The sequence below is a fragment of the Oceanibaculum indicum P24 genome (assembly GCF_000299935.1).
Lineage (GTDB): Bacteria > Pseudomonadota > Alphaproteobacteria > Oceanibaculales > Oceanibaculaceae > Oceanibaculum > Oceanibaculum indicum.
The window spans coordinates 15,314-32,874 of the sequence record NZ_AMRL01000004.1 but is presented as its reverse complement, the minus strand read 5'-3'; the positions used below and the strand labels follow the sequence as shown (position 1 = coordinate 32,874).

At 63.7% G+C, this 17,561-nt stretch carries 16 protein-coding genes and 2 tRNA genes; 12 read left to right on the top strand and 6 right to left on the bottom strand.

The annotated features are described in order from the left end of the window. Positions 1–9 precede the first annotated feature (9 nt). A complete protein-coding gene (locus P24_RS04690; protein ID WP_008943550.1) occupies positions 10–489 on the bottom strand; it encodes a GNAT family N-acetyltransferase in 480 nt (159 codons plus the stop codon). Between the two features lie 122 nt (positions 490–611). Between P24_RS04690 and P24_RS04685 the strand changes: the two genes are divergently transcribed. The 3 genes from P24_RS04685 to P24_RS04675 all read left to right on the top strand — a co-directional run bounded on the left by P24_RS04685 (position 612) and on the right by P24_RS04675 (position 4,779). Then, a complete protein-coding gene (locus P24_RS04685) occupies positions 612–2,501 on the top strand; it encodes an ABC-F family ATP-binding cassette domain-containing protein (RefSeq protein WP_008943549.1) in 1,890 nt (629 codons plus the stop codon). 93 nt (positions 2,502–2,594) lie between these two features. Next, positions 2,595–3,179 carry a cysteine dioxygenase family protein gene (locus P24_RS04680; RefSeq protein ID WP_008943548.1) on the top strand — a complete coding sequence of 195 codons (585 nt, stop codon included), beginning with the start codon at positions 2,595–2,597 and terminating at the stop codon, positions 3,177–3,179. A 7-nt stretch (positions 3,180–3,186) separates the two neighbouring features. After that, complete coding sequence (locus P24_RS04675) at positions 3,187–4,779, top strand: rhodanese-like domain-containing protein (RefSeq protein ID WP_008943547.1); 1,593 nt, start codon at positions 3,187–3,189, stop codon at positions 4,777–4,779. A gap of 17 nt (positions 4,780–4,796) precedes the next feature. Here P24_RS04675 and hisI read toward each other — a convergent pair whose 3' ends face one another. Together hisI and metC are read right to left on the bottom strand one after the other, a co-directional pair. Further along, positions 4,797–5,198 (bottom strand): phosphoribosyl-AMP cyclohydrolase, encoded by a 402-nt coding sequence (hisI, locus tag P24_RS04670; RefSeq protein ID WP_008943546.1) that lies wholly within the window; start codon positions 5,196–5,198, stop codon positions 4,797–4,799. Then, complete coding sequence (gene metC, locus P24_RS04665) at positions 5,195–6,376, bottom strand: cystathionine beta-lyase (RefSeq protein WP_008943545.1); 1,182 nt, start codon at positions 6,374–6,376, stop codon at positions 5,195–5,197. Before metC ends, hisI begins: the two co-directional genes overlap by 4 nt. A gap of 436 nt (positions 6,377–6,812) precedes the next feature. Here metC and P24_RS04660 point away from each other — a divergent pair, with 436 nt between their 5' ends. The 4 genes from P24_RS04660 (at position 6,813) to P24_RS04645 (ending at position 11,287) form a co-directional block, all read left to right on the top strand. Further along, entirely contained in the window at positions 6,813–7,853 is a 1,041-nt protein-coding gene (locus P24_RS04660) for an amino acid ABC transporter substrate-binding protein (RefSeq protein WP_008943544.1), read from the top strand. An 80-nt stretch (positions 7,854–7,933) separates the two neighbouring features. Then, positions 7,934–9,130, top strand: coding sequence for an amino acid ABC transporter permease (locus tag P24_RS04655; protein ID WP_008943543.1), 1,197 nt, complete (start codon positions 7,934–7,936; stop codon positions 9,128–9,130). Between the two features lie 3 nt (positions 9,131–9,133). Next, a complete protein-coding gene (locus P24_RS04650) occupies positions 9,134–10,483 on the top strand; it encodes an amino acid ABC transporter permease (RefSeq protein WP_008943542.1) in 1,350 nt (449 codons plus the stop codon). An 18-nt stretch (positions 10,484–10,501) separates the two neighbouring features. Further along, positions 10,502–11,287 (top strand): amino acid ABC transporter ATP-binding protein, encoded by a 786-nt coding sequence (locus tag P24_RS04645; protein ID WP_040706598.1) that lies wholly within the window; start codon positions 10,502–10,504, stop codon positions 11,285–11,287. A gap of 70 nt (positions 11,288–11,357) precedes the next feature. Here P24_RS04645 and P24_RS19625 read toward each other — a convergent pair whose 3' ends face one another. The 3 genes from P24_RS19625 to P24_RS19075 form a co-directional block, all read right to left on the bottom strand. Next, the gene (locus P24_RS19625; RefSeq protein ID WP_008943540.1) at positions 11,358–12,359 is read right to left on the bottom strand and encodes a GNAT family acetyltransferase; all 1,002 of its coding nucleotides are present in this window, start codon (positions 12,357–12,359) and stop codon (positions 11,358–11,360) included. After that, entirely contained in the window at positions 12,356–13,207 is an 852-nt protein-coding gene (gene sseA, locus P24_RS04630; RefSeq protein ID WP_008943539.1) for a 3-mercaptopyruvate sulfurtransferase, read from the bottom strand. Before sseA ends, P24_RS19625 begins: the two co-directional genes overlap by 4 nt. A gap of 80 nt (positions 13,208–13,287) precedes the next feature. Further along, on the bottom strand, positions 13,288–13,803 hold the full coding sequence (locus P24_RS19075) for a GNAT family N-acetyltransferase (RefSeq protein ID WP_008943538.1): 516 nt from the start codon (positions 13,801–13,803) through the stop codon (positions 13,288–13,290). A 233-nt stretch (positions 13,804–14,036) separates the two neighbouring features. Here P24_RS19075 and P24_RS04620 point away from each other — a divergent pair, with 233 nt between their 5' ends. The 5 genes from P24_RS04620 to P24_RS04595 all read left to right on the top strand — a co-directional run bounded on the left by P24_RS04620 (position 14,037) and on the right by P24_RS04595 (position 17,558). Continuing rightward, on the top strand, positions 14,037–14,552 hold the full coding sequence (locus tag P24_RS04620; RefSeq protein ID WP_008943537.1) for a SixA phosphatase family protein: 516 nt from the start codon (positions 14,037–14,039) through the stop codon (positions 14,550–14,552). Positions 14,553–14,684: 132 nt separating this feature from the next. Then, positions 14,685–16,310: a CYTH and CHAD domain-containing protein gene (locus tag P24_RS04610; RefSeq protein WP_008943536.1), complete on the top strand. Its 1,626-nt coding sequence runs from the start codon at positions 14,685–14,687 to the stop codon at positions 16,308–16,310. A gap of 92 nt (positions 16,311–16,402) precedes the next feature. Beyond that, positions 16,403–16,476: transfer RNA gene (locus tag P24_RS04605), tRNA-Cys, on the top strand. Between the two features lie 167 nt (positions 16,477–16,643). Continuing rightward, positions 16,644–16,718, top strand: a tRNA-Asn gene (locus P24_RS04600). Positions 16,719–16,892: 174 nt separating this feature from the next. Then, positions 16,893–17,558 carry a protein-L-isoaspartate O-methyltransferase family protein gene (locus P24_RS04595; RefSeq protein ID WP_008943535.1) on the top strand — a complete coding sequence of 222 codons (666 nt, stop codon included), beginning with the start codon at positions 16,893–16,895 and terminating at the stop codon, positions 17,556–17,558. The last annotated feature ends 3 nt before the right edge of the window (positions 17,559–17,561 follow it).

Below are 17,561 nucleotides of genomic sequence, written 5' to 3'. Positions count from 1 at the left end.
GCTTCGGTCTCAGTCCAGCCCGGCCAGGCTGCGCATGGCAGGGCCGGTGATGGTCATGCCCAGCTCGCCGGTTTCCTGCATGCCGAGGCCGGTATAGAAGCTGCGCGCCGGGTTCCAGTTCAGCACGTTCAGATCGACGCGCACGCAGCCGCGCTCGACCGCCAGCTGGCAGATATGGCGCATCAGCACCTTGCCGACTCCATAGCCGCGCGCCGTCTCGTCCACATAGAGGCTGTCCACAAACAGGCAGGGCTTGGCCTTGAAGGTGGAGTAGGTGGGGAACAGCGTGGCCAGGCCGGCGGAGGCGCCCTTCACCTCGGCCAGCCACGCCTCGTAGCGCGGTGCTTCGCCGAAACAGTCGCGTTCCACATCGGCCAGCGTGGCCAGGAACCAGTCCTCCGCCTTGATGAAGCGGGCCAGCGCCCGGGTCAGTTCCAGCACGGTGCCGGCGTCCTCGGGACGGGCGGCGCGAATCGTTACGGCGGACACGGCGTTACTCCAGCATTCCGGGAAAGGCCGGCACCCTGCCGCCGGCTCCGCGTGCTGTCAATTGCCAGCACCGCACGGCAGGCTTTCGCGGCAGGGGGCTGGCGTGCTATCTCGCAGGCGCCATGCTGCAAATTCAGAACCTCACCTTCCGAATCGCCGGCCGCGTCCTGTTCGACGCGGCCACTGTTGCCGTGCCTACCGGCCATAAGGTCGGCATGGTCGGGCGCAACGGTACCGGCAAATCCACCTTGCTGAAGCTGATCACCAACGACCTCCAGGTCGATGGCGGGTCGATCGGTTTCGCCGGCAAGCCGCGCATCGGCAAGGTGGCGCAGGAAGCGCCGGGCGGCAGCACGACGCCGCTGCAGGCGGTGATGGCCGCCGATACCGAGCTGACGGCGCTGCGGCGGGAGGAGCTTTCGGCCACCGACCCTGTACGTATCGCGGAAATCCAGCACCGGCTGGTCGATATCGGCGCGCATAATGCGGAATCCCGGGCCGCCTCCATCCTGGCCGGCCTCGGCTTCGACAGCGATGCGCAGAACACCCCGCTGGACGATTTCTCCGGCGGCTGGCGGATGCGCGTGGCGCTGGCGGCGACCCTGTTCACCCGCCCCGAACTGCTGCTGCTGGACGAGCCGACCAACCATCTGGACCTTGAGGCCACGCTGTGGCTGGAAGGCTATCTGAAGCATTACCCGCACACCATCCTGCTGGTCAGCCATGACCGCGATCTGCTGAACCGCGCCGTGGACGGTATCCTGCATCTGGAACATGCGAAGCTGACCTATTATCGCGGCACCTACGACAATTTCGTCCGGCAGCGCGCGGAAAAGCTGGCGCAGCTCGATGCGCAGAAGCGCAAGATCGACGCCCAGCGCAAGCATATGCAGGCCTTCGTTGACCGCTTCCGCTACAAGGCCAGCAAGGCCCGGCAGGCGCAGAGCCGCATCAAGGCCATCGAAAAGCTGGGCAGTATCGTGCTGCCCGCCGACGATGCCTCTGTCGTGTTCCGTTTCCCGGAAGCGGACGAGCTGGCGCCGCCGCTGATTGCCTTCGACAAGGTCGCCGTCGGCTACGAGGCGGGCAAGCCGATCCTGCGGAACATCGATATCCGACTCGACCCGGATGACCGGATCGGCCTGCTGGGCGCCAACGGCAACGGTAAATCGACGCTGGCCAAGCTGATTGCCGGCCGGCTGCAACCGATGCAGGGCGACCAGCACCGGTCGGCCAAGTTGCGTGTCGGCTTCTTCGCCCAGCACCAGATTGAGGATCTGGATGCCGGCAGGACGCCTTACGACCATATCAAGGATCTGATGCCGGAAGCCCGACCGGAGAAGGTGCGCCAGTTTCTCGGCAGCTTCGGCTTTTCCAAGAACAAGGCCGATGTCTCCGTATCGGCGCTGTCCGGCGGCGAGCGCGCGCGCCTGACGCTGGCGATGATGGCGGTCGAATCGCCGAACCTGCTGATTCTCGACGAACCGACCAACCATCTCGATGTCGAGGCCCGCGACGCGCTGATCCAGGCGCTGAACGAGTTTGCCGGCGCTGTGGTCATCATCAGCCATGATCCGCACCTGCTGGAGCTGACCGCCGACCGGCTGCTGCTGGTCGCCGACGGCCGCGTGACGCCCTTCGATGGCGATATGGATGATTACCGCAAGCTGATCCTCGGTCAGGCCCGGGAAGCACGCGAGGAGGCCGCGGGCACCGATCCCAAGGCGGACATGACTGCCGAGGAGCGGCGAGAGGCCCGGCGTAACGCCGCCGCGCACCGCAAGAACCTTGCCCCCCTGCGCAAGCGTGCCCAGGCCGCCGAGCAGCTGCTGCAACGGCTGAATGACGAACACCAGCGCATCACCGCCGCGCTGGCGAAGCCGTCGATCTATGACGGCCCGAAGGAGAAGCTGGCCGAGCTGCTGCGCGTGCAGGGCGAGCTGGAAAAAAGGATTGCCGAGACCGAGGCCGACTGGCTGGAGGCCGAGTCCGCGCTGGAGGAAGCCAGCTAGGCCATTATCGGCATGGCCGGGCTGCATGCAGCCTTCTTGCCCCTTGTCCTGCACCGTCATAGGCTTGGCCCATAAGCCGTGAGGGAGGACAGAATGAGCAGCACCGCAACGCAGCGCGCCGAGGCTGTGGCGGAAACCGTTGCCCGGATTCGCACTATCGAAAAGGAGCAGGGGGTCAACCGCGCTTCCCTGGATGCCATGCGGGCAGAGCTTGAATCGCTGGCGCGCAAGAAGGAGTTGTTCCCGCGCAGCGATTTCCCGGCGGCCGATCTGCGCGATGACGTGTTCATCCGCCTGTCGGAGGATGACGATAACCGGTTTGCCCTCTATCTGAATTCCGGCCTGCCGGGCAAGGCAAGCTCGCCGCACAATCATACGACCTGGGCGGTGATTGCCGGCATCGAGGGGTCGGAGCACAACAAGATCTACCGCCGCATCGACGATAGCAGCGAGCCTGGCCGCGCGCGCGTCGAGGTGGAGCGCGAGGTGAGTGTCGGCGTCGGCGAATCGCTGGCCTTCATGCCGGAGGATATCCATTCGATCCATGTGCTGACCGAGACCCCGATCCTGCACCTGCATATGTATGGCAAGGGGCTGGAGCAGCTGACGGAGCGGGTCTATTTCGACATGGAGAAAGGCACCTGCCAGCTTTTCCCCTCCGTTCCCATCGTGCGGTGAGGGAACCATGGCACGCACGGTTTCAGCCAGGGACCTGAAGAGCTGGATCCGCGATGGCGGGGAGCTGGCTATTCTCGATGTCCGGGAACAGGGCAGCTACGGCAAACGGCATCTTTTCTGGGCCTCCAACGCACCGCTGAGCCGGCTGGAGCTTGATCTTCCCCGGCTGGTGCCGCGCAAGGGCGCGCGCATCGCTCTGTGCGATGGCGGGGACGGTCTGTCGGAACGGGCGGCGGAGAAGCTGTCGCGCTGGGGCTACAGCAATGTTTCCGTGCTGGAGAATGGAGTTGAGGGCTGGGCGCATGCCGGCCTGGAACTGTTCAGCGGCGTCTATGTTCCCTCCAAGGCGTTCGGCGAATTTGTCGAACATGAATATGGCACCCCCTCGGTTTCCGCCGAGGAACTGAACGCAATGGTGCAATCCGGCGAAAAGCTGGTGATCCTCGACAGCCGGCCGCTTGACGAATATGCCAGCATGAATATTCCGGGCGGCATCAATGTACCGGGGGCGGAGCTGACCTTCCGGGTGCATGATCTGGTGCCCGGACCGGACACGACGGTGGTGGTGAACTGCGCCGGGCGCACGCGGTCCATCATCGGCGCGCAGTCACTCATCAATGCCGGCATCCCGAACAAGGTGGTGGCGCTGCGCAACGGCACGATGGGCTGGCATCTGGCCGGCTACACGCTGGAACATGGCCAGATGCGCCGCTATGGCGAACTCACCGACAGCGGGCTTGAAGCGGCCCGCAGCCATGCCGCCGATGTCGCGAAGCGGTTCGGCGTGAAGAAGATCGACCGCGCCGGTGTGGACCGCTTCCGGGCCGAGGCGGAGGATCGTTCGCTCTATCTGCTGGATGTGCGCGACCCGACCGAATTCGCGGTCAGCCGCGTTCCCGGCTCGTTGCCGGCGCCGGGCGGGCAGCTGGTACAGGCGACCGATGCCTATGTGGCGACCCGCAATGCCCGGATCGTGCTGATTGACGATCATGGCGTGCGCGCCACCATGACCGCCTCCTGGCTCATCCAGATGGGCTGGAATGACGTCTATGTCTATGAAAATGCGCTGGTTTCCGAACATCTGGAAGCCGGCCATTTTATCCCGCCGGCGCTGGGCTTCGACCGCGAGCCGATGAAGAGCGTCTCGCCCGAATCCCTGCAGATGCTGATCGAGGCGGAATCGGCGGTGGTGGTCGATGTGGCACGCAGCCTGTACTACCGCGATCACGGCCATGTGCCGGGCGCCTGGTTCGCCGTCCGTGCCCGGCTGGCCGAGGCACTGCGCAAGATGCCGGAATCCGCGCATTATGTGGTGACCTCGGAGGATGGCCGGCTGGCCAAGCTGGCCGCCTATGACCTCGCGGCGCTGACGGAGTCCAAAGTCTCGGTGCTGGCTGGGGGGACGGACCGCTGGCGTGCCGACGGGCTGCCGGTCGAGAAGGGCATGACCCATCTCGCCAGCGAGCCGGACGACGTTTATCTGCGACCCTATGACCGGGAGCAGGGGGTCGAGGAAGCGATGAACGAGTACCTGTCCTGGGAGATCGAGCTGGTCAGGCAGATCGAACGCGATGGCGATGCGCGCTTCGTGAAGTTCTGAGGCTTCTGCGGCTAAGCTCAGTGCTTGTGGCCGCAGCCGCCATAGAGCGCCTTCGGATCGACCTCGACCGGCATGATCTCGACGAGATCGCCATCGCGCACGGCGCGATAGAAGCAGCTGCGCCGCCCGGTATGGCAGGCGACGCCCAACTGATCGACCTTCAGCAGCAGCGTGTCGCCATCGCAATCCACGATCAGCTCCTTCAGCCCCTGCACTTGGCCGGAACTTTCGCCCTTGCGCCATAGCCCACCGCGCGAGCGCGACCAGTAGCACACGCGGCCAGTGGCCAGCGTCTCCTCGATGGCGGCGCGGTTCATCCAGGCCATCATCAGCACCTCGCCCGTGTCGTGCTGCTGGGCGATGGCCGGGACCAGCCCATTCGCGTCGAATTTTATGGCGTCGAACAGCGCGTCACTCATGCGGCTGCCTTAAGCTTGTTCATGCGCTCGAAGCCGGCCTCAAGGTCGGCGATGATATCGGCGGGGTCCTCTAGGCCGATATGCAGGCGCAGCAGCGGGCCTTCCGGGTTCCACGCCTCCACGGTGCGCGGCGGATAGCAGGTGGTCACAAGGCTCTCGTAACCGCCCCAGCTGGCACCGATGGAGAACAGCTCCAGACCCTCGATCATCGCCGCCAGCGCCGGCTTCGGCACATCCTTCAGCACCACGCCGAACAGGCCGGAGGCACCGGTGAAGTCGCGCTTCCACAGCGCATGATGCGGATTGCCGGGCAGGGCAGGGTGCAGCACGCGGGACACTTCCGGGCGCTTTTCCAGCCATTCAGCGACCGCCAGCCCGTTCTTGTGGTGCTGCTTCAGCCGCACCGACATGGTGCGCAGGCCGCGCAGCCCCAGATAGGCATCGTCCGGCGCCACGCAATAGCCCATCGCGCTGGTCACTGCGGACAGCGGTGCGAAATGCTCGTTCTTGGTGACCACGATGCCCAGCATGGCGTCGGAATGGCCGACGACATACTTCGTGGCGGCATGGATCGAGACGTCCACGCCCTTGTTGAAACTGTCGAAATAGAGCGGTGTGGCCCAGGTATTGTCGTGCAGCACCACGCAGCCGGCCTTGTGGGCGGCTTCCGCGATGGCCGGGATGTCCTGGATCTCGAAAGTGTGGGTGCCCGGCGATTCGACATAGACCAGCTTGGTGTTCGGGCGGATCAGTTCCGCGATACCGGCACCGATGCCAGGCGCGAAATAGGTCGTCTCCACGCCCAGCTTGGTCAGCACGCCATCGCAATATTTGCGGGTCGGGGCATAGACCACGTCGCAGACCAGGATGTGGTCGCCGGCATTCACGAAGGCCAGGATTGACGCGGCAATCGCCGCCATGCCGGACGGGTAGAGCAGGGCGCGGTCGCCGCCCTCGATCTCCGCCATCGCCTCCTGCAGGGCGAAGCTGGTCGGCGTGCCATAGCGCCCATAGGCCATGTCCTTATAGAGATCGCGGTTGCGATTCTCCCAGGACTCCAGGGTCTTGTGGGTGATCGTCGAGGCGTGAAAGACCGGTGTGTTGATGATCCGGTTCTCGGTCGCGACCTTCCGCCCCAGATGGGCCAGCATGGTGTCCTTGGTCATCGTCTTTTTCATTTTTGTCGGCTCCCATGGCCTGCGCGAAGATCGTGAGAAAACGGATCGTTGATATCCGACCGTCAGCTAGGGCGATAGCTAGGAACGGCTGCAAAGCGGTGTCAACCCCCGCTACTGGCCCCGCCGCCGGATGCCTGTGTCACGGCTGTTCAGCCGGCTGCTCCGGATGCCGTTCGCAGGGGGCTTTGGGCAGTGAGTTTGCCCATTTGCGTCGAATGCTTGCCAAAACTTGCCATCGCGTGGTGGAATACCAGCCATCGAATAACGAGGGCCTAGAACTTCGGCAGTTGACCGGAATTTGGGCAACAAGGCCGAAACAAGAGCCAAAAAGTTGTTCGATACCGGGGAGATCGGTTTGGCGCGCTGTTTGCTACGCATACCAGACCGGCCTTTGCGGGCTGTACGACAAACCATAATTAACAGGGGTGGTTTCAGGATGAAAAAGCTGAGCCTTTTGGGTCTCGGACTCGGTCTTCTGGCGGGTTTCGCCGTCACGGCCGGTACCGCGGCGGCCCAGAGCACTCTCGAACAGGTCAAGCAGCGCGGTCATCTGCGTTGTCAGGTCGGTATTCCGTCTCCGGGCTTCTATGTGCTCGATCAGAACGGCAACTGGTCCGGCAGCGACGTGTCGATCTGCCGCGCCGTGGCGACCGCAATCTTCGGCGACCCCAGCAAGGTCGAATTCCAGTCGGTGACCAGCGCCGTGCGTTTCACCGCGCTGGCCAATGGCGAGTCGGACATGCTGTCGCGCACCGCGACCTGGACGATTTTCCGCGACACGCAGCTGGGCCTGAAGTTCGCGGGCATCAACTTCTATGACGGTCAGGGCTTCATGGTTCCGAAGTCGCTCGGGCTGAAGAGCGCGAAGGAGCTGAAGGGCGCCACCGTGTGCGTGCTGACCGGCACCACGACGGAGCTGAACCTGACGGACTACAGCCGGACGCTCGGCCTGGACCTCAAGCCGATCGTGTTCGAGGACAACAACGTGCGTGACCAGACCTACTCCCAGGGTGGTTGCGATGCGATCACCAACGACAAGTCCGGTCTGGCCTCCTCGCGTGCCAAGTTCGCGAACCAGAACGACCACGTGATTCTGCCGGAGACCATCTCCAAGGAACCGCTTGGCCCGGCCGTGCGTAATGGTGATGACCAGTGGTTCCAGATCGTCCGCTGGTCGGTCTTCGCGCTGATCGCCGCCGAGGAATACGGCGTGAACTCGAAGAATGTCGATCAGATGAAGGCCAGCCCGCCGAACCCGGAAGTCGCGCGCTTCCTGGGCGTCGAGGGTGAGCTTGGCAAGGGCCTCGGTCTCAGCCAGGACTGGGCCTACAACATCATCAAGCATGTCGGCAATTACGGCGAAGTGTACGAGAAGTACATGGGCGAAGGCCCGGGTGCCATTGGCATCCCGCGTGCCGGGTCGCAGAATGCGCTGTGGACTGAGGGCGGCCTGATGTACGCCCCGCCGTTCCGGTAAGCGTTACGAACAAGCGCCCGGCCTGGGATTTCCCGGCCGGGCGTTCTTCGTAAGACCGTTCATTTTTGCGGAGTACTGGGATGGCGATGCTGGAAAAAGGCTCGCCGGCGCGGGAGACGTCGTTTGCCTTGATGGTGAATGACGAACGGTACCGCTCCGTCTTCTATCAGATCGTTGCTTTCGCGCTGATCGTGTGGTGTGCGTGGTTCCTCTTCACCACCACCTCGCACAATCTCGCGACACGGGGCATGAGTTCGGGCTTCGACTTCCTCGGCAATACCGCCGGGTTCGCGATTGCCTGGCACATCATTCCCTATGAACCGTCGGATACCTACGGGCGGGTCTATCTCGTCGGCATCACGAATACGCTGATCGTCTCGGTCGTCGCGATCTTCTTTACGACGATACTGGGCTTCGTGGTCGGCATTCTCAGGCTTTCCAGCAACTGGCTGATCGCCAAGCTGGCGGCCTGGTACGTTGAAATCCTGCGCAACACGCCGCTGCTGCTGCAGATCCTGTTCTGGTATCTCGCGGTTTTCTCGATCCTTCCCAGGCCCCGCGACAGCCTGAACATCTTCGGGGTGTTCGAGCTGAACAACCGCGGTTTCTACATGCCCTCGCCGCTGCCGGGCGACCTGTTCTGGGTCACGGTCCTGGCGCTGCTGGGTGCTATCGTCGCCACCATTGCGCTGGCGCACCATTCCAACCGCAAGCAGGCCTCCACCGGGCAGCGTATTCCGGTGCTGTGGCCGTCACTGGGCATGATTATCGTGCTGCCGCTGCTTGTGTTCATTGTCACCGGGGCGCCGCTCAGCTTCGATTATCCGGTGCTGCAGGGCTTCAATTTCACGGGGGGTACAAGCGTTCCGCCGGCCTTCTGCTCGCTGCTGATCGCGCTCGTGGTCTATCATTCCGCCTTCATCGCGGAAAATGTGCGCGCCGGCATCCAGTCGGTCAGCCACGGGCAGACCGAAGCCTCCTATTCGCTTGGATTGCGGCCCGGCCTGACGGTCCGGCTGATCGTGATCCCGCAGGCCATGCGCGCCATCGTTCCGCCGCTCATCAGCGTGTGGATGAATGTGGTGAAGAATTCCTCGCTGGCTGTCGCCATCGGCTTCCCCGATCTGGTGTCGGTCTTCATGCAGACCTCGCTGAACCAGTCGGGCTATGCCATCGAGATCGTGGCGATGGTCATGCTGTTCTACATGACGGTCAGCCTGACCATTTCGGCGGCGCTGAACGTCTATAACAAGTCTGTGCAGCTGAAGGAGCGTTGAGCGATGGCGAACACCGATGCCACCGAAGTGACGTTCCGTCCGAAACCCAGCCTGCCGCCGCCGCCCAATACGGTGGGGCCGGTGGGCTGGCTGCGCCGCAACCTGTTCAGCACCTGGTACAACACGCTGCTGACGGCGGTGGCGCTGTGGCTGATCTTCTTTACCCTCTATCACCTCTATGACTGGGGGATCGCCAAGGCCGTGTTCGTGGCCGACAGCCGCCGCCAGTGCCTTGATACCAGCCCGGAAGGGGCGTGCTGGGCCGGTGTGTTCCACTGGTTCAACGCCTTCATCTACGGCCGTTATCCCTATGCCGAGCAATGGCGCGTGAATTTCAGCTTCGTCATGCTGGCGGTCTGGATGGCGCCCTGCTGGATTCCGCGCGTCACCGGCAAGATCGGCATCGGCCTGTCGGCCGTCCTGATCTTCCCGTTCTTCGCCGGCTATATGTTCGCCGGCGGGGACAAGGGCCTCTTCGTGCAGTTCATGCTGTCGGCGGCCATCGTCACCTTCCTGTCGATCTGGCTGCATGTCGCCTGCTGCCTGCTCACCGGCCGGTCGCTGCCAGCGACAATCCTGAGTCTGGCGGGGAAGGGCGACGATACCGATCCCAGGGTACAGCGCAATATCCTGGTCGGGGCCTTCCTGGTCGCGCTGGTCATCGTGTTTGCGATCCAGATGCCCTGGGAACTGCGGGATATCCCGACCAACAACTGGGGTGGCCTGTTCCTGACGCTGGTGATCTCCGGCATTGCCATCACCACGGCGCTGCCGGCGGGTGTGGTGCTGGCGCTGGGGCGGCGCTCGAAGATGCCGGTCATCCGCACGGCGTCGATCGTCTTTATCGAACTGTTCCGGTCGGTGCCGCTGATCACCATCCTGTTCATGGCGGTCACCATGATGCCGCTGTTCCTGCCCGAGACGATGGTGCTGAACAAGCTGATCCAGGTGATCATCGCGGTCTGCCTGTTCGCGGCCGCCTATATGGCGGAAATCGTGCGCGGCGGGTTGCAGGCAATTCCCCGCGGCCAGTATGAGGCGGCCCAGTCGATGGGCCTCAGCTACTGGAAGATGATGGGGCTGGTGGTGATGCCGCAGGCGCTGAAGCTGATGATTCCCAATATCGTCAGCAATTTCATCGGCCTGTTCAAGGACACCACGCTGGTCTCCATCATCGGCCTCTACGACCTGCTGCTGATGCTGAAGGCGGTGAGCCAGAACCCGCGATGGAACGGGCTGCACACCGAACCCTTCGTATTCGGGGCCTTCGTCTTCTTCATCTTCTGCTATGCGATGTCGCGATACAGCCAGCGCCTGGAACGTACCCTCGGCGCCGGTCAGGCGCGGCGCTAGAAATTAGGAGTCTCATCCATGAGCGTCGAAGCGGTCAGCGAATCCCACATCAAGTCGCAGATCCAGAACGAGGTCGTGATCGAACTCGCCAATGTGAACAAATGGTATGGCGAGTTCCACGTCCTGAAGGACATCAACCTCTCGGTCTATAAGGGCGAACGCATCGTCATCTGCGGGCCGTCAGGGTCGGGCAAGTCCACCCTGATCCGCTGCATCAACCGCCTGGAGGAACACCAGAAGGGTGACATCCTGGTCAATGGCGTGACGCTGGACAGCAATTTGAAGAACATCGACGCGATCCGCGGCGATGTCGGCATGGTGTTCCAGAGCTTCAACCTGTTTCCGCATCTTACCGTGCTTGAGAACTGCACCCTGGCCCCGATCTGGGTGAAGAAGACACCCAAGCGCGATGCCGAGGAAATCGCCATGCAATACCTGACCCGGGTGAAGATTCCCGAGCAGGCGGACAAATATCCGGGACAGCTGTCGGGCGGCCAGCAGCAGCGCGTGGCGATTGCCCGCTCGCTGTGCATGAACCCGTCGATCATGCTGTTCGACGAGCCGACCTCGGCCCTCGACCCGGAGATGATCAAGGAAGTGCTGGATGTGATGGTCGGCCTGGCCGAGACCGGCATGACCATGCTGGTGGTCACGCATGAGATGGGCTTCGCCAACAAGGTGGCCGACCGCATCATCTTCATGGACCAGGGCGAGATCGTGGAGCAGAACGTGCCGTCGGAATTCTTCACCAACCCGAAGTCCGACCGCACCAAGCTGTTCCTGAGCCAGATCCTGGATCACTGATCCCAGGTTTCACGCATAAAAAAAGCCGGCGGTGGGTGCCCATCGCCGGCTTTTGCTTTTGCGGTTCGGGTCAGCGCCGGTGTGCTGGCACCTCCAGCCCGAAGAGGTGCGGATGCGGCAACCGGCAGACCTCGCGCCGCACCGGCTGGAAGCCCATCTTCTGGTAGAGCGGCAGGGCGCGCGGGTGATCGAGGTCGCAGGTGTTTACGGTAACCTTCCCGGGCGAACTGCTCCAGGCCTGATCGATGCCCCAGTTCAGCAGGTAGCCACCCAGTCCTGACCCGATGAATTCCGGCATCAGGCCGAAATAGGCGAGGTCCACGACATCGGCCTCGCGGCGGTCGAGCTGCACCATGCCGGCCGGCACCCCACCCACCGTCAGCACATAGAGCTCGACCTTCGCGTCCTGGATGGTGGCGGCAATCTCCTCATCGGTCTTCAGGCGCTGGTTCACCCAGGCCCAGGGCGCGCCGATGCTGTTGTAGAGATAGCGGTAGAAGGAGACGGTCGGGTTCTCCGCCCGCTGCAGGCCGAGCCGCAGTCCGGACGGCGCCGGCACTGTCGGGCGCGTCGGCTGCCGGGACATCTCCAGATAGGTGACAGTGGTCTCTATCGTCCATAGCTCGGCAGGGTCGGTGTCCGTTGCCGGCCCGCCGCGCAACCAGCGGGTCAGCAGGCTGCGGTCTTCCTCGGCATAGCCCAGCCGCTCATAGAACACCTTCACCTTCGTGTTGGTCGGGCGGACCAGCAGCATCACCTTGCAGATGCCATGGCGCTCCAGCCAGTCTTCCGCCGCCTTCACCATGGTGCGGCCATGCCCGCCACCCTGGATATCGGGATCGACGGCGACATAGTACATCCAGCCGCGATGGCCTTCGCTGCCAACCATGACGGTGGCAGCGATGCGTCCGTCCTCCGTCTCGCCGACCAGGATGTCGCTGCCGGGGCAGGCCCGGGCGCGGGCGATATCGGCCTCCGGGTCGTTGTAGGAGACGGTCAGGTTGCATTTGCGCCAGAGGTCGGCGACCTCGCCAGCCTCATCCGGCCGCATCGGGCGGATGGAGAGCGTCATCCTACAGCCACCGGCGTATCGTCGCGCTTGCCCCATTCGGCCCAGCTGCCGTCATAGACTGCGACATCGTCGCGCCCGACGAGATAGAATCCCAGCGCCAGCACGCAGGCCGTCACGCCAGAGCCGCAGCTGGCGACGATGGGCTTGTCGAGATCGACGCCGGCCTCGGTGAAGCGGGCGCGCAGCGCCTCGCCCGATTTCAGCGTCTTGTCCTCGGGGTTCAGAAGGTCGGTGAAGGGCACGTTCAGGCTGCCCGGAATCCGTCCCTTGCGGCCCGGCCAGACTTCCGGTTCCTCGCCGCGCCAGCGCCCGGCGGAACGGGCATCGACGATCTGCGCGGCCTTACTGTCCAGATTGGCCTTCATCTGGTCGATCCGGCGCAGCAGCGCGTCGTTCGGGCGGGCGGTGAAGTGCTTTTCGGCAGCCTGGCTGGCCCCATCCGTGACGGGCCGGCCCTCGGCCAGCCATTTCGGCAGGCCGCCATCCAGCACGGCGACATTCTGGTGACCGAAGACGCGCAGCATCCACCAGGCGCGGGCCGCGCTCATCAGGCCGAACTGGTCATAGACGACCACCTTCAGGCCGTCGCCGATGCCGAGCTGGCGGGCCTTGGCCGCGAATTTCTCCGCGCTGGGCATCATGTGGGGCAGGTCCATCCCCTCGGCGGAGATATCGTCGATGTCGAAGAACACCGCCCCCGGAATGTGCCGAGCCTCGAATTCGGTGCGGCCGCTCTTCTTCATGGCCGGCAGGTAATAGCTGGCATCGACGATGCGGACGGTCGGATCATCGAGATGGTCCGCCAGCCATTGCGTCGAGACCAGGGCGTCGGGCTTGGCGTAACTCATCGGATAACTCCAAAGAATCGTTAGGGAAGCTGGGAGCCTAGCCCTGCCGCCGCTGCTGTTCAACGATATCCGGCGGCAGCCTATTTCGCGGCGATGGCCGGATCGCGGGCGCCGTCGAGGAACTGCCGGAGATTGCCGCCGGCCAGCCGGTAGAAGATCTTCTCCGCCTTCAGCAGTGTTGCCATGCCCTCATAGAAGCGCCGTGCCTCCTCGTTCCAGCTGTCGGCGGTCCAGTCGATCTGGAAGGCGCCGCGCTGCAGGGCAATCTCCGCCAGCGCTCGCATCAGCGCCAGGCCGACGCCTAGGCCGCGAGCCCGCTTGGTGACGAAAATATCCTGAATGAACAGGGAGTTGCGGCAGATCGCCACGGCATAGATTTCGCTGAAAACGACCATGCCCAGCGGCTCGTCGCCATCCATCGCCAGCAGCAGCTCGACAGTCTTCCGCTCGCCCGTCAGCGCGGCCTTCAGCTTGCGGATCATGTCGGGGCGTGGCAGGGGCGGCGTGACCCCGTAAAACTGCAACAGTTCGCGGCTAAGATCGACGATGGCGTCGATGTCGTGCGGACCGGGAGAGCGTATGTCGAAGGAAGCCATCGCCGCTACCTGCCGCGCAAGGTCTGAAGGGCGCTTGTCATCGCTGGAACGGGTCTCCGGTACAACGGGGAATGGCTGATGCCGCTTGAGGGCGCCGCTTTCGGACCGGCGCGGGATTGCGCTACGCCCTTGCAGACAATGCCCTTTCGCCTCCGTCCAAGTCAATTTGTCACTTCGTTTTTTCCATCCGCATAACCATATAGCCCAGAACGCGATCAGGGATGCTATACGCCATGAAGACGCTTTATTTGCTGCGCCACGCGAAATCGAGCTGGGACGATCCGGGACTGAAGGATGAGGAGCGCCCGTTGAACGAGCGCGGCTTCCGCGCCGCCACCGTCATGGGGCTGTATTTCGCGCAGTGCGGATACCGACCGGATGCGATTCTGTGCTCGACCGCGCGCCGTGCACTGGAAACCCTGGATCAGGTGCGCCCGCGGCTGGCCGGCAAGCCGGCATTGACCATCGACAAGGCGATCTACAAGGCCAATTCCAAGGCACTGCTTGAGATGGTTAGGGCCTTGCCGGAGGATACTGGATCGGTTCTGGTCGTCGGCCACAATCCGGCGCTGGAGGAATTCGCGCTGTCGCTGGCCGGCAGCGGCGCGAAAGACGCACGCGAACGCATGGAACAGAAATATCCGACCTGTGCGCTGGCCGTATTCTCGCTACCGAAACAGCCCTGGGCTGAAATCGACTGGAAGAATGCGGAACTTCGCAGCTTCACCAGCCCGAAGGATCTGGTGTAGGCAACGGGGCGGAGCAGCCTCGTATATTACAATAATGTTACAGATCGGTTGTCGTTTTTTGCCCAGCCGCGATTGCACCAATTTCAGGATTCGTATAGGGCGGATTTTGCTGAATTTGGATTTGAGGCTGCCGTGGCGCTATCTGGGGCGATATCTGGTGGGGAAGGGCGGGAGAATAAGCGCCCTCGGGAAACGGAACTGAAACTGGCCCTAGATCCGGCCCTGGCCGAGCGTCTTTGGCGGCATCCGCTGTGGAAGGGACATGCGCCGGGCCGGACGGTCAGCCGGCAGCTGCGGGCGATCTATTTCGACACGCCGGACCTTCTGCTTGCCCGCGCCGGCGTTGAATTGAGGGTCAGGCGGCAGGGGCGGCAGAATATCCAGGCTGTCAAGGCGCGCGGCGCCTATGCCGCCGGTCTTGCGCAGCGTGACGAGCTGGAAGCGGCGGTTCCCGATGCCCAGCCCCATGCGGTGCCGATGCCGGATCGAATTGCCGATGCCGATCTGCGCCAGCTGGTCGAGCAGGCGGTCGCGGAAGGGCTGGCGCCCATCTTCGAAACCGATATAAGGCGCTGGGAACGCAGCATCAGCTACGGCGGCGGCAGGCTGAGTATCTGCCTGGACCGTGGCGTGGTGCGGGTTGGTGCCAAGGAATCCGCACTCTGCGAGCTGGAGATCGAGCTGGAAGAGGGGGCGGTCGGCCTTGTCTTCGCGCTGGCGCAGGAGCTGCTGACGCATGTTCCGTTGAGTGTCGCCCATACCGGCAAATCGAAACGCGGCTACGATCTGCTGCTGGACCGCCAGCCACGGCCGGAAAAGGCGGACCGGCCGGCGCTGGACCGGCAGATGCTGCTGGAGGAGGTGCTGTCCCTCAGCGTACGTAGCTGCGTCAGGCAGATCGCCGCCAATGAACCGGTCGTCTGCCAGGGCGATGACCCGGAGGGCGTGCATCAGATGCGTGTCGGGCTGCGCCGCCTGCGCTCGCTGTTCACGGTCTTTGCGCCGGTGTTGCCGACGGAACAGGCGGCGCATTTCAAGGCGGAGCTGAAATGGCTGGCCAGCGAACTGGGCCCCGCCCGGGATTATGATGTGTTCCGCGAGGAGATCGTGCGCCCGGTCCAGGCGGTTTTCCCGGCGGCACCCGGTATGGCGGGCCTGCTGGCGGAATCCGACCGGATGAGCGCGCTGGCCTATGACCGCGCGCGGGCGGCGATTGCCGACCGCCGCTATACAAGGCTGCTGCTCGACCTCAGCCGCTGGATTGCCGAGGCCGGCTGGCGCGAGCAGGGGCTGACGGAAACCGGCGCGCAGCTCTTCGCGCCGGCACGGGATTTTGCCGATGCGCTGCTGGACCGGCGGTCCCGTAAGCTGCGCAAGAATGGCAAGCGCCTGATGGCCGGCCCGCCCGCCGACCGCCACCTCCTGCGCATCTATGTGAAGAAGATGCGCTATGCCGCTGAATTCTTTTCCGGACTGTACCCGAAGAAGAAGACCGAACCTTATCTGAAAGCCTTGGCTGCGCTGCAGGAAGTGCTGGGCCATATGAATGATGCCGCGGTTGCCGAGAGCCTGCTCCTGCCCAAGGGAATGGCAGGCCTGTCGGGCAAGGATCTTCAGCGTGCCCATGCAGCGGGCCTGATTCTGGGCTGGCATGGCCATGCGTCATCCGAGGGCGGACGAAAGCTGGACAAGCTGTGGCGCCGGCTGCGGTCGGGCGAGATTTTCTGGCGCCGCCCGGCGCTATCCCCGAAGCCGTGACAATCCTGTGTCACTGAGCGCCATGAGCGCTTGACCCGGGCGCCGCGCGGAGCCTATATCTTCCGCCCCACGGTCAAACGGCCGTCGCCGCCGGCCCGGTGGCAGAGTGGTTATGCAGAGGACTGCAAATCCTTGTACGTCGGTTCGATTCCGGCCCGGGCCTCCAGCGGCTTCCGTTTTTTCAGGGGGACGGCTCGGATGCCCCGCTAATATTTCGGCGGCGGTGAATTCGGGCTGGAAAGCGGGAAGGGGCTTTGCTATAAGGCCGGCCTCCCACGGCGGACCGGATAGCGGTTCGCCAAGGATCGCAGCGGGATATCGCGCTGTTGCTGATCCCCGGTAGCTCAGCGGTAGAGCAAGCGGCTGTTAACCGCTTGGCCGGCGGTTCGAATCCGTCCCGGGGAGCCAATTCGAAAAAAGGGGCACGTCTCAGACGTGCCCCTTTTTGTTTCGTTTTATATCCAGACCCGTCCGGGCGTTGTCAGGCGGCGGGGAGGGGGATATAACTGCGCACGGCGGCTGCGGCTGCCTGTCGAAGGGCTGTTCCCGTTCGATATCGTCAGACACTTGCCGGATAGAATCATGACGAATTTTGCGGCCGCGCGGCACAATATGGTCGAGAGCCAGCTTCGCACCAACAAGGTGACGAATACGGCCATCATCGAGGCGTTCGAGGCGATTCCGCGCGAATCCTTCGTGCCGAAGGCCTATCGCGGCATCGCCTATCTGGATGAAGACCTGCCGATTGGCGACGGTCGCCATCTGATGGAGCCGCTGGTGCTGGCCCGCCTGCTGCAGGAAGCGCGCATCGCCGCCACCGACGCCGTGCTGGATATCGGCTGTGCCACCGGCTATTCCACGGCCATCCTGGCGCGGCTTTCCGCCTCCGTGCTGGGGCTGGAGGCGGTGGAGCCAATGGTGGACGAAGCCAACCGTCTGCTGACCGAGCTGAACTGCGACAATGCCGCCGTCATTCATGGTGCCATGCAGGAAGGCTATGCCAAGCAGGCGCCCTATAATGTGATCGTGCTGAATGGCGCGGTCGAGACGATCCCCACGATGCTTGTGGATCAGCTGGCCGAGGGCGGCCGGCTGGTCGCTGTCCTGCGGGAGCCGGGGCAGATTGCCGGTGTCGGCCGGGCCGTCATCGTCACCATGACCGGTGGCGTTGCATCGCGGCGCATCCTGTTCGACGCGGCGACACCCCTGCTGCCGGGCTTCGCCAAGGAATTGGGGTTCGTGTTTTAAGCC

What these genes read in the sequence shown, in the direction of transcription:
- P24_RS04660 (WP_008943544.1), top strand. Translation starts at nt 6,813, where the DNA reads ATGAAAAAGCTGAGCCTTTTGGGTCTCGGACTCGGTCTTCTGGCGGGT.
- sseA (WP_008943539.1), bottom strand. Translation starts at nt 13,207, where the DNA reads ATGAGTTACGCCAAGCCCGACGCCCTGGTCTCGACGCAATGGCTGGCG.
- P24_RS19625 (WP_008943540.1), bottom strand. Translation starts at nt 12,359, where the DNA reads ATGACGCTCTCCATCCGCCCGATGCGGCCGGATGAGGCTGGCGAGGTC.
- P24_RS04595 (WP_008943535.1), top strand. Translation starts at nt 16,893, where the DNA reads ATGACGAATTTTGCGGCCGCGCGGCACAATATGGTCGAGAGCCAGCTT.
- P24_RS04620 (WP_008943537.1), top strand. Translation starts at nt 14,037, where the DNA reads ATGAAGACGCTTTATTTGCTGCGCCACGCGAAATCGAGCTGGGACGAT.
- P24_RS04685 (WP_008943549.1), top strand. Translation starts at nt 612, where the DNA reads ATGCTGCAAATTCAGAACCTCACCTTCCGAATCGCCGGCCGCGTCCTG.
- P24_RS04655 (WP_008943543.1), top strand. Translation starts at nt 7,934, where the DNA reads ATGGCGATGCTGGAAAAAGGCTCGCCGGCGCGGGAGACGTCGTTTGCC.
- P24_RS04650 (WP_008943542.1), top strand. Translation starts at nt 9,134, where the DNA reads ATGGCGAACACCGATGCCACCGAAGTGACGTTCCGTCCGAAACCCAGC.
- P24_RS04675 (WP_008943547.1), top strand. Translation starts at nt 3,187, where the DNA reads ATGGCACGCACGGTTTCAGCCAGGGACCTGAAGAGCTGGATCCGCGAT.
- P24_RS04680 (WP_008943548.1), top strand. Translation starts at nt 2,595, where the DNA reads ATGAGCAGCACCGCAACGCAGCGCGCCGAGGCTGTGGCGGAAACCGTT.
- hisI (WP_008943546.1), bottom strand. Translation starts at nt 5,198, where the DNA reads ATGAGTGACGCGCTGTTCGACGCCATAAAATTCGACGCGAATGGGCTG.
- metC (WP_008943545.1), bottom strand. Translation starts at nt 6,376, where the DNA reads ATGAAAAAGACGATGACCAAGGACACCATGCTGGCCCATCTGGGGCGG.
- P24_RS04645 (WP_040706598.1), top strand. Translation starts at nt 10,502, where the DNA reads ATGAGCGTCGAAGCGGTCAGCGAATCCCACATCAAGTCGCAGATCCAG.
- P24_RS19075 (WP_008943538.1), bottom strand. Translation starts at nt 13,803, where the DNA reads ATGGCTTCCTTCGACATACGCTCTCCCGGTCCGCACGACATCGACGCC.